The sequence below is a fragment of the Erwinia oleae genome (assembly GCF_000770305.1).
GTDB classification, from domain to species: domain Bacteria; phylum Pseudomonadota; class Gammaproteobacteria; order Enterobacterales; family Enterobacteriaceae; genus Erwinia; species Erwinia oleae.
Window position 1 is genome coordinate 20,710 of record NZ_JNVB01000053.1, and the last position, 9,703, is coordinate 30,412.

At 53.2% G+C, this 9,703-nt stretch carries 10 protein-coding genes and 1 pseudogene; 9 read left to right on the forward strand and 2 right to left on the reverse strand.

The features are described from left to right. Positions 1-76 precede the first annotated feature (76 nt). The 6 genes from hypA (at position 77) to flhA (ending at position 5,875) form a co-directional block, all read left to right on the forward strand. Complete coding sequence (gene hypA, locus GS12_RS16240; protein ID WP_017802637.1) at positions 77-421, forward strand: hydrogenase maturation nickel metallochaperone HypA; 345 nt, start codon at positions 77-79, stop codon at positions 419-421. Positions 422-451: 30 nt separating this feature from the next. Further along, entirely contained in the window at positions 452-1,219 is a 768-nt protein-coding gene (gene hypB / locus GS12_RS16245) for a hydrogenase nickel incorporation protein HypB (protein ID WP_072016909.1), read from the forward strand. Then, on the forward strand, positions 1,210-1,488 hold the full coding sequence (gene hypC, locus GS12_RS16250) for a HypC/HybG/HupF family hydrogenase formation chaperone (protein ID WP_017802639.1): 279 nt from the start codon (positions 1,210-1,212) through the stop codon (positions 1,486-1,488). The genes hypB and hypC overlap by 10 nt, the downstream gene beginning before the upstream one ends. Next, positions 1,488-2,657, forward strand: coding sequence for a hydrogenase formation protein HypD (gene hypD / locus GS12_RS16255; RefSeq protein WP_017802640.1), 1,170 nt, complete (start codon positions 1,488-1,490; stop codon positions 2,655-2,657). The genes hypC and hypD overlap by 1 nt, the downstream gene beginning before the upstream one ends. Beyond that, a complete protein-coding gene (gene hypE, locus GS12_RS16260) occupies positions 2,650-3,672 on the forward strand; it encodes a hydrogenase expression/formation protein HypE (protein ID WP_017802641.1) in 1,023 nt (340 codons plus the stop codon). Before hypD ends, hypE begins: the two co-directional genes overlap by 8 nt. 115 nt (positions 3,673-3,787) lie before the next feature. Next, complete coding sequence (gene flhA, locus GS12_RS16265) at positions 3,788-5,875, forward strand: formate hydrogenlyase transcriptional activator FlhA (RefSeq protein WP_017802642.1); 2,088 nt, start codon at positions 3,788-3,790, stop codon at positions 5,873-5,875. 586 nt (positions 5,876-6,461) lie between these two features. Here flhA and GS12_RS16270 read toward each other — a convergent pair. Then, the gene (locus GS12_RS16270) at positions 6,462-7,382 is read right to left on the reverse strand and encodes an Rpn family recombination-promoting nuclease/putative transposase (RefSeq protein ID WP_051050850.1); all 921 of its coding nucleotides are present in this window, start codon (positions 7,380-7,382) and stop codon (positions 6,462-6,464) included. On the opposite strand from GS12_RS16270, the gene GS12_RS23470 reads away from it, so the two are divergent. From GS12_RS23470 to GS12_RS16275, 3 genes are all read left to right on the forward strand, one after another. Next, entirely contained in the window at positions 7,346-7,468 is a 123-nt protein-coding gene (locus GS12_RS23470) for an EAL domain-containing protein (RefSeq protein WP_235421195.1), read from the forward strand. The two genes, GS12_RS16270 and GS12_RS23470, sit on opposite strands and share 37 nt — an antisense overlap. Positions 7,469-7,929: 461 nt before the next feature. Continuing rightward, positions 7,930-8,091 carry a hypothetical protein gene (locus GS12_RS24645; protein WP_017802645.1) on the forward strand — a complete coding sequence of 54 codons (162 nt, stop codon included), beginning with the start codon at positions 7,930-7,932 and terminating at the stop codon, positions 8,089-8,091. A 374-nt stretch (positions 8,092-8,465) separates the two neighbouring features. Then, the gene (locus tag GS12_RS16275) at positions 8,466-9,101 is read left to right on the forward strand and encodes a TetR/AcrR family transcriptional regulator (RefSeq protein WP_017802646.1); all 636 of its coding nucleotides are present in this window, start codon (positions 8,466-8,468) and stop codon (positions 9,099-9,101) included. A 453-nt stretch (positions 9,102-9,554) separates the two neighbouring features. Here GS12_RS16275 and GS12_RS24370 read toward each other — a convergent pair. After that, positions 9,555-9,703 (reverse strand): annotated as a pseudogene (locus tag GS12_RS24370) (IS30 family transposase); the annotation flags it as partial.

The window sequence follows — 9,703 nt, forward strand, 5'->3', positions numbered from 1 at the left end:
ATTTAATAAAGCTGGCATCAATGTTGCTTGTGGTTTTTACATTCACGTTTAATTTAGCTGCCGCCGGAGAAAGAATATGCATGAAATTACGCTGTGTCTGAATGCGGTCGAAATAATGCAGCAGGTGGGACGGAAAAATAATGCCAGAAGAATTACTGCGGTTTGGATGGAAATAGGGCCGCTTTCCTGTGTGGAACCGGAAGCGGTGCAATTTTGCTTTGCCCTGGTCTGCCGCGAAACGCTCGCTGAGGGCTCTATTCTGCATCTTGAAACACCCGTCGCAACGCACTGGTGTGACGCCTGTCAGCAGATGATCACTTTAATCAGTCCAGGCGTATCGCTGTGTCCGCACTGCGCTGGACGTCAGGTACGGGTCATTGCCGATAGCGGCATGAAAATTAAACGCATCGAAATTGAATAACAGACACTCAATGTGTCCCGGGAGAAGGTTATGTGCAGTATCTGTGGTTGTGCCAGTGGCGACCAGCGAATTGAAGGGACAAGCAGCGGCGATCATCATTTCCACCCTCATTCCTCGGATAATCGCGACAGGTTGCCGTTTGCAGCACGCCGGCTGGTAGATATCGAAATGGACGTGCTGGCGAAGAATAACCATATTGCCGGCCACAACCGTGAACATTTTGCTGCTGCGGGCATTCTGGCACTCAATCTGGTTTCCAGTCCCGGCTCCGGTAAAACCACCTTGCTGACCCGCACCCTGACCCAGCTGGCATCCAGTGTGGAGTGTGCGGTAATTGAAGGAGACCAGCAGACAACCCGCGACGCAGACCGAATCCGCGCGACTGGTGTGGCGGCCATTCAGGTAAATACCGGAAGAGGATGTCATCTGGATGCGCAAATGATTCACGATGCGCTGCATCAGTTGTCGCCCGCTAAAAACAGCCTGCTGTTTATTGAGAATGTCGGCAATCTGGTCTGTCCGGCCAGTTTTGATCTTGGCGAGCGACACAAAATAGCGGTGCTTTCGGTGACCGAAGGCGAAGACAAACCGCTGAAATACCCCGATATGTTTGTCGTCTCCGGGCTAATGATCCTCAATAAAATTGATCTGCTGCCGTACGTCAGCTTTGACGTCGACACCTGTATCGCTTATGCGCGACAGGTCAATCCCCGGATTGAGGTGATTGCCCTGTCAGCCACCACCGGCGCCGGGATGGATCAGTGGCTGGCCTGGCTGGAGCAGCAACGATGTGCATAGGCATTCCCGGACAGATCATTGCGCTGCATGAAAAGCAGGGTGATCACGCGTGGGCCGAGGTCTGCGGTCTGCGCCGTGAAGTCAATATTGCGCTGGTCTGTGAAGATGAACCTGCAGCGCTGGTCGGTTGCTGGGTGTTAATCCATGTCGGGTTCGCCTTAAGCAGACTGGATGAGCGTGAAGCCCGGCAAACCTTGGCCGCACTGCATGCGATGGGCGAAGTGGAAACTGATGTTGCTCTTTTCCTGCGCGGAGGAGAGGAAAGATAATGCGTTTTGTTGATGAGTTCCGGGATCCGCAACTGGCGAAAACGCTGCTTGAACAGTTGCACCAGCGGGCGGGATTACTGCCGTATACCGCCGACAAACCGCTGCAGATTATGGAAGTCTGTGGTGGTCATACCCACGCTATTTTCAAATTCGGTCTGGACAAACTGCTGCCGCCCCAGCTGGAGTTTATCCACGGACCGGGCTGCCCGGTCTGTGTCTTGCCTATGGGGCGCATCGATGCCTGTTGTGAGATTGCCGCACATCCTGAGGTGATTTTTTGTACCTTTGGTGATGCGCTGCGCGTGCCGGGGCAGCACGGATCTCTGGCGCAGGCGCGTGAACGGGGCGCGGATATACGGGTGGTCTATTCACCGCTGGATGGGCTGAGACTGGCACGTGAGAACCCGGCGCGGCAGGTAGTATTTTTTGCCCTCGGCTTTGAAACCACGCAGCCAGTGACTGCCGTGACGCTGCAACAGGCGCGGCGTGAACGGCTGACCAATTTCAGCATCTTCTGTCAGCACATCAGTCTGATGCCCACCCTGCGCAGCCTGCTCTCACAGGATGATGTGCGGATTGATGCCTTTCTGGCTCCCGGCCACGTCAGCATGATTACTGGCGCCGCACCTTATCATTTTATCAATCAGGAATTTGGCAAATCGCTGGTGATCAGCGGCTTTGAACCTCTCGATATGCTGCAAAGCGTGCTGATGCTGGTGAAACAGGTTTGCGAGGCATCGTGTAAAACGGAAAACCAGTACCGCCGCGTCGTGCCAGAGCAGGGTAACCTGCTGGCTCAGAAAGCGATACGAGAGGTGTTTACGCTGGCTGGCAGTAGCGAGTGGCGCGGACTGGGGATGATTGAATGCTCAGGTATTTCTCTGACATCTGCCTATGCGACGTTTGATGCAGAGCATAGGTTCAGCCCGCAGGCGCAGCCGGTAGCGGACGATCCCCGTTCCCGTTGCGGTGAGGTACTGACCGGGCGTTGTAAACCGCATCAATGCCCGCTGTTTGGCACTGGCTGTACGCCGCACAATGCCTTCGGCGCGCTGATGGTCTCCTCTGAAGGGGCGTGTGCGGCATGGTTTCAGTACCGGCATCAGGAGGCGGCCATTGCCAGCCAGCCACAGCATAAACAACAACAGAAGGTCAGTCAGGATGAATGAGGCTAAAGACGTCGTTACCATGGCGCATGGCAGCGGGGGGCGCGCGATGCAGCAGCTTATCGATCAGCTATTTCTCCGCGCCTTCGACAATCGCTGGCTCAATCAACGGGAAGATGGCGCGCAGTTGTCGCTTGCCAGTCTGAGTGCGCAGGGTGACCGGCTGGCGTTTACCACTGACAGCTACGTGATCGATCCGGTTTTTTTCCCCGGCGGTAACATCGGCAAGCTGGCGGTATGTGGAACGGCTAACGATCTGGCGGTCAGCGGTGCTACACCTGGCTGGCTCTCGTGCGGCTTTATTCTGGAAGAGGGCTTTCCCCTGGTTGAGTTACAGAAGATAGTCAGCCTGATGGCGCAGACTGCGCGCGATGCCGGCATGGCGATTGTGACCGGCGATACTAAAGTGGTGCAACGTGGCGCAGCCGATAAAATTTTTATTAATACAGCCGGGATAGGCGTCATCCCGGACGCCGTCAACTGGTCCGCCCGCGCAATAAAAGCGGGAGATAAAGTGATCGTCAGCGGTACGCTCGGCGATCACGGTGCGGCGATCCTTAACCTGCGTGAAAAGCTGGGCATGGATCTGGGCGTGGAGAGTGACTGCGCGGTGCTGGCGCCGATGATTGCGCCGCTGCGATCGCTTGTGGGTATCCATGCTTTACGTGATGCCACCCGCGGTGGCGTGAATGCCATTTTGCATGAGTTCAGTGCGGCCAGTGGATTGGGCATCTGCATCGACGAGCAAGCATTGCCGGTGAAACCCGCGGTGCGTGGCCTTTGTGAACTGCTGGGGCTGGAACCGCTGAACTTCGCCAATGAAGGCAAGGTGGTGGCGGTAGTCGCTGCGCATGCCGAAGAGGCGGTGCTTGCGCTGATGCGCAACCATCCACTGGGGGGAGATGCCACAACCATTGGCGACGTGACGCAGGACCCTCAGGTCTGTCTGCGCGGCACACTGGACGTGACACGGCAGCTCACGTTGCCGCATGCGGAACCCTTACCTCGCATTTGTTGATCTCATCAGGGCGATGACGAAATTGACAGGCGTAAACTTCAACTGCGGTCGGCCGCTCAAATGAGCAAAATTTTCAGGCAACTTTATCCAGAGCTAATGTATGCAGAGTGCAACCATGAGCAGCATAAAACACCAGGGATTACTGGAACTGACGCGCACCTTACTGGTGCAACAGACCATGACGTCACTGCTTGAAACCCTGACGCAGATGATCCAGACCGCCGGTATTGCGGAGAGTGTAACGCTGGTACTGTTCGCCAGTAACAGTGAACGCGTCAGTTTTTACGGTCTCGATTCGCATCATCAGGGGGTCATTTACCAGGATGAAACGTTACTGGCAACCGGCCCGGTGCATGCGCTGCTGCACAATCCTGAAACGCAGGTCTGGCGCAGTGACGCGTTGCATCGTCGCTATCCGCAACTGGCGGCACTGAACCTCTATCCACCCTTTAACCACTATTGTCTGGTCCCTCTACTGGGATCGGAGGGATTACTGGGCGGCTGTGAGTTTACTCGCCTGCCGCCGACGCCGTTCAGTGAAGAGGACAAAAGCGGCCTGTCTGAGCTTTGCACCCTGGCGGCGATTGCGGTCGAACAAATTCAGTTACGTGAAAACGCACTCCACCAGCAATCCCTGCTGCGCCACGAGCGCGATGACTTTCGTATTCTGGTCGATATCACCAATGCTGTGCTGTCAAAATTAGATCTCGACGAGCTGACCGGCGAAATTGCCAAAACCATTCACCATTTCTTTCATATCAATGCCATCAGCATTGTGTTGTGTGATGCCGATAAGGAGAGCGCAGAGGCGAGCGTCTATGCCACGCATTATGTCCAGAGCCATGTTGCCGAACGCGAGCAATCGCGTATAGCGCTGGCAGGCACGCCGGAACAGCAGGTGATGAAAAGCGGTGAAATGCTGCTGACCAGCGAGCATCCGGATGATAAAAAGGAGGGGAGTACCAGTACGCTGTTCCATCTGCTGTGGCGTGAACAGAGTAAAACGCTGTGTGTGTTGCCCCTGCGCTTCGGCCACAAAACGCTGGGGGTATTAAAGCTGGCGCGCTTTCTGCCGGATAACTTTAATTCAACCAACCTGCGGGTATTGCAGCAGATCGCCGAACGTATCGCCATCGCGGTGGATAATGCGCTGGCCTATCAGGAAATCAAAAGTCTGAAAGAAAAGTTACAGCATGAAAATCTCTATCTGACCGAGCAGATTAACAATCATCACGCTGATTTTACTGACATTGTTGGGCGAAGTCCGGGTATGTCTGCCGTGCTGAAACAGGTAGAGATTGTGGCGAAAAGTGACTGCTCGGTACTGATCCTGGGAGAAACCGGAACCGGTAAGGAGCTGATTGCACGCGCAATTCATAATCTTGGCGATCGTCGCGATCGACGGATGGTAAAAATGAACTGTGCAGCGATGCCTGCCGGGCTGATGGAAAGCGACCTGTTTGGTCACGAAAAAGGCGCCTTTACGGGCGCAACGGCGCAAAGAATGGGGCGCTTTGAGCTGGCCGATCAGGGGACCTTATTTCTTGATGAAGTCGGTGAGATCCCACTGGAGCTGCAACCTAAACTGCTGCGTATTTTGCAGGAGCAGGAGTTCGAGCGGGTAGGCGGTAACAAGCTGATTTCTGTCAATGTGCGGATGATCGCCGCCACTAACCGTGACCTGAAACAGATGGTCGCTGATAAAGAATTTCGCAGTGATCTCTATTACCGGCTTAACGTGTTCCCGATTGTGATCCCGCCTCTACGCGAGCGCCCGGAGGATATTCCGCAACTGGTAAAATTCCTCACCGGTAAAATTGCGAAACGGATGAAGCGCACTATCGACAGTATTCCTGCAGAAACGTTGCGTATGCTGAGTCGTATGCCTTGGCCGGGAAATGTGCGTGAACTGGAAAATGTGATTGAGCGGGCAGTGTTGCTGACGCGCGGAACCGTACTGGAGATGCAACCGGACGAATTAAATTATCCATTCCCCCTCGCTGCGGCAAGGGTCGCGGTAAGCGCGCCACCGCTCACATCATTTTCTTCAATGCATGAAGAGGATGAACGCCAGCACATTATTGACGTGCTGAAAGAAACCAATGGTGTCGTTGCCGGACCGCACGGTGCCGCACTCCGACTAGGGCTTAAACGCACCACGCTATTATCCAGAATGAAAAAGCTGGGCATCACCGCGCACTAAGGCGGTCAGACTGTTTTTTTCATTGGATGATAGCCTGTGTCTATGAATAACCTGTTCCGCCTGACCTGCGCCCTGAGTGCCAGCGTCAGCGAATTTTCTCTGTACCGTACCAGCTTGACCTGCCGCGTAAAGGGGCTGGAACGATCTTTAACCGCTCTAGATGGCAAGTGGCCCGTCTCGTCCCTTATATCTGACCCAAGAAAAACCTGACTAAGCAGCCGTATAGCAAAGATCGATGCAGCGAATGATGTCTTCAGCTGACCGGAATAACGGCATTTACTGACTACAGTGGATGTCTGACGCAAAGGAGTGAATGATGGAGCGTGAAGCGATACTGCAGATGCTCAGGGCGCACCCGCACAAATGCATCCGGGCTTTTAACCGCGGGCGGGCTGTTCCGGGTACAGCGAGGGAAAGGTGCTGGTAAGGCACTACGGGGGCCTCATTCCTGACGAAATCGTGCTGAAGCCCGTGATGTTTCTGAAGGTGCAGGGTGACCTGTGTGTGACGGAGCGATGGGGGAATGACTCCCTGGGCGGCTGCACGTGGCGGCTCAGCAGCGCGGCTGCCGTGGCCGCTGAATAAGTCAGTGGCGGATTTGTGCCAGGTCGTCTTCGGTCAGGCCGGTCATTTTCATGACGGTATTACGGTCGATGCCGTTCTGCAGCATGGTGCGGGCAATTTTCAGAGTGGTTTCACGCTCGCCTTCAGTGCGGCCTTTTTCAATGCCGCGCTGTTCGCCGAGCTTAAGGCCTTCTGCCCTGCCCTTCTCAATACCCTTCTCAATACCCTTCTCAATGCCCTTCTGCTCAAGCTGCTGTGCGATGGTCATAAGTGCGTCTCCGTGTTGCGGCACACGCTGAGCCAGTTCGCGTACAAAGGCTTCGGCGTCGGCTGATTCGCCTGCCTGTACAATATAGTGTACCAGCGATATCACCTGTGATGAAGACAGATAGCCGGCCAGCAGAATTGGGGCCAGCCGATCGGTCAGTTCTGCCAGGTCCCGCTGATGGATGTGCTTCTGCAGCAGGGTCAGGGCGGCCATGCTGCGGTGGCCGGCGATTTCATCATCCGGAATGACGGTAACGTCAACCAGCGGGAAAGCCTGGCTGTAGAGCCTGCCTGCCAGTTCCGGGTCGTCAAACTCATCCAGCCACCGGGTGGAGTACGGATACGGGCTGCGTTTGCCCGTATAGAACAGCACGGGTATCACCAGTGGCAACTTTTTATGCCCCGCCTCAAGGTGCCGCTGCATGGCAGCAACGGCATAGCGCACCAGGCGAAAGGCCATGTGTTTGTCGGGCGAGGACTGATGCTCGATGAGCACGTGAACATAACCCTCACCGGCTGTGGTTTTCAGGCTGTAAAGCACGTCGCTGAAATACTGGCGCAAATCATCCTCAACGAACGAGCCGGATTCCAGCTTCAGTGTGCTGAGATCGCAGATGTCGCGCAGCTCTGCGGGAAGTGGTGGTCGAAGGCGTTGAGAAAGAAGAGCAGGCGGAATGGCTCAGAGCATCCGGTTGCGGACTGCTGCAGGGCTTTCTATTTGGCCGTCCGGGGCCACACAGAAAGCAAAATCAGCCCATCTGACTGGCCTCTGATACATGCAGGTTTTACCGGCAATATACTGTCCGGATGAGGCAGGCCGCCGGGTCATAAGCACAATGACCGACGGGATGTTATGTTTAAAACAGGTGAAACGTAACGCGTTCTATTTGCTCAAAGTGGACCCTGCGGCATGGATTTCAATGTCCGCTCTGTGCCAAAATCGGACCTTGCTAACATCGGGATGTACTAATCTGCGGGGAGCAGGCCACAGTGTATCTGGTGGTTTATAAAAAAGTGCCGAGGAACAGCCTTTTATTAAGCTCTAATGATGATTTGCAGCACAATGAGTGAATATGAACGATCCCTTAAACCCCAAAGTATATTGAAGTTTAATAAAAAAATTACATGCCTTATGTGTAAATAAGAAAATAATTTATCAATTTTTAGGTGGTGGTTGTATTTTCTTTAGTGTGACCAGGAAGGGAAACCCACGACTTCAGGCGATGTCCATCGTGGGACCGATGGTCACAGCCACTCTTTTTCGGGAAATTTTTGATGAAGACAGTGAACTGCGGCCCGATCTGGAGTCTTTAGCAAAAAGCCATGCCGATATCATATTAAGAGGGCTTCTCAACGCTTCCCCTGAGCAGGTTGCTGATGTCTGAAACAGGCTGAATGAGAAATATAAAATGCACGATAACAGTCCACTTCGCAGGCCTCATTCTGGGCTGACAGGGATTTCTGGAATCTAAAGGATCAGTTTAAGGAATAGCGTTCAGCACAACATTCGGCAATGATTACGTGCTGAAGGTATCAGTTATACCCTGGACCGGTTAAGCCTTTCACGCCAGTATCCGCTCATCGCTCATACCGGGTTTTGCATACTCATTCATTTAACAGAGCGCCATTCGGGCATATTCATATATCGACGCACTGAATATGAATGCCGGTGCTTATCTGCCAGATGCCCAAAGTTTTTACCCACCTTTAATGAACTGCTCAGTTTTGTTATGATTGTGGTTATGAAAAGGAGATATGAATGCGCATGCTGACTGAACAGAAGAAAAATGAAATTCTTAACTCCGCTTCGGCCGTATTTCTCGAACAGGGGTTCGAGCGAGCGTCTATGGACGGTGTTGCGAAAAAAGCCGGCTGCTCCAAAGCCACGCTTTATAATTATTTCCCCTCTAAAGAGAGACTTTTTGAGGCGGTAGTCAGGACGTACAGCACTAATTATCTCATGGGAGCAGCAAGTGAGCTAAAAGCCAGCGATAACGACTTATTCACATTATCTGAGAAGTTACAGCGTTTTGGCGAGGGAATGCTGGGTGTGATGACATCTGACTGGAAAGCTTTGCAGCTTTACCGGATGGTCGTTGGTGAGGCGGGCCATTCTGATATAGGAGAGCTTTTTTACGAGTCGGGCGTGCGCGAGAGTATGAGCGCGTTGACCGGGGTGATGGAGTACCATATGGGTAAAGGAGACTTAACCGGAAGTAACCCAACGCTGAGAGCGAAACAGTTTTCTGCTCTGGTAAAGGCTGAAGCCGACGAACTTTTCCTCATGCGTAAGACTCCTGACTATACGGAAAACGAAGTGCGCGTGATGGTCACAAGCGCGGTTGACCTGTTTGTAAACGGCGCAGGGCAAAAGGCCGACTCTGCGAAAATTTAGTGCAGAGGTGGCGCAGTATCTGATTGACATAGCCTGCATTAAATATAAACTAAACCGTACAGTTCATTTAAGGGGTGTTTGTAATGTCACATCGTGTTCTGTTAATTATCACCGCCGTGCTTGGGTCGTTTCTGTTGACCGGTTGTGTTTCATTATTCTGAGGGTGTTTTATGCGTTATCTCGTTCTTTTTATTACGGGTTCAGCACTTATGATGCTTACGGGTTGCCTTTCGATCGGCAGCCACATCTAATCCGCCAATGCCCGCTGTAAGGCGGGCCTGATTAAACCATTTATCAGGTGCCTGCAATTATCATTACCATAATACTGCTGAGAGCCACTGCGACGATTATTTCTGCAGTAAGCAAAGTAATCAGTGCGTTTTCGCGAGAACCCCAGGCAGGGTGAGCCGACTTCCTGCCACGCTGAGCCCTGCATCTCCTTATAAAAAATACGGCTTGTCTGATGAGTGCAGATATAACCGTTATGGTCTTGTTGTCCCTGATTTTGGCTAACATAACAAAGCGGGAATGGCGTTCTACGAGGGTGATAATATAGGAGTTTTTCGAGCCCTGGATCAGATCACCTTCCCAGTGACCAGGGA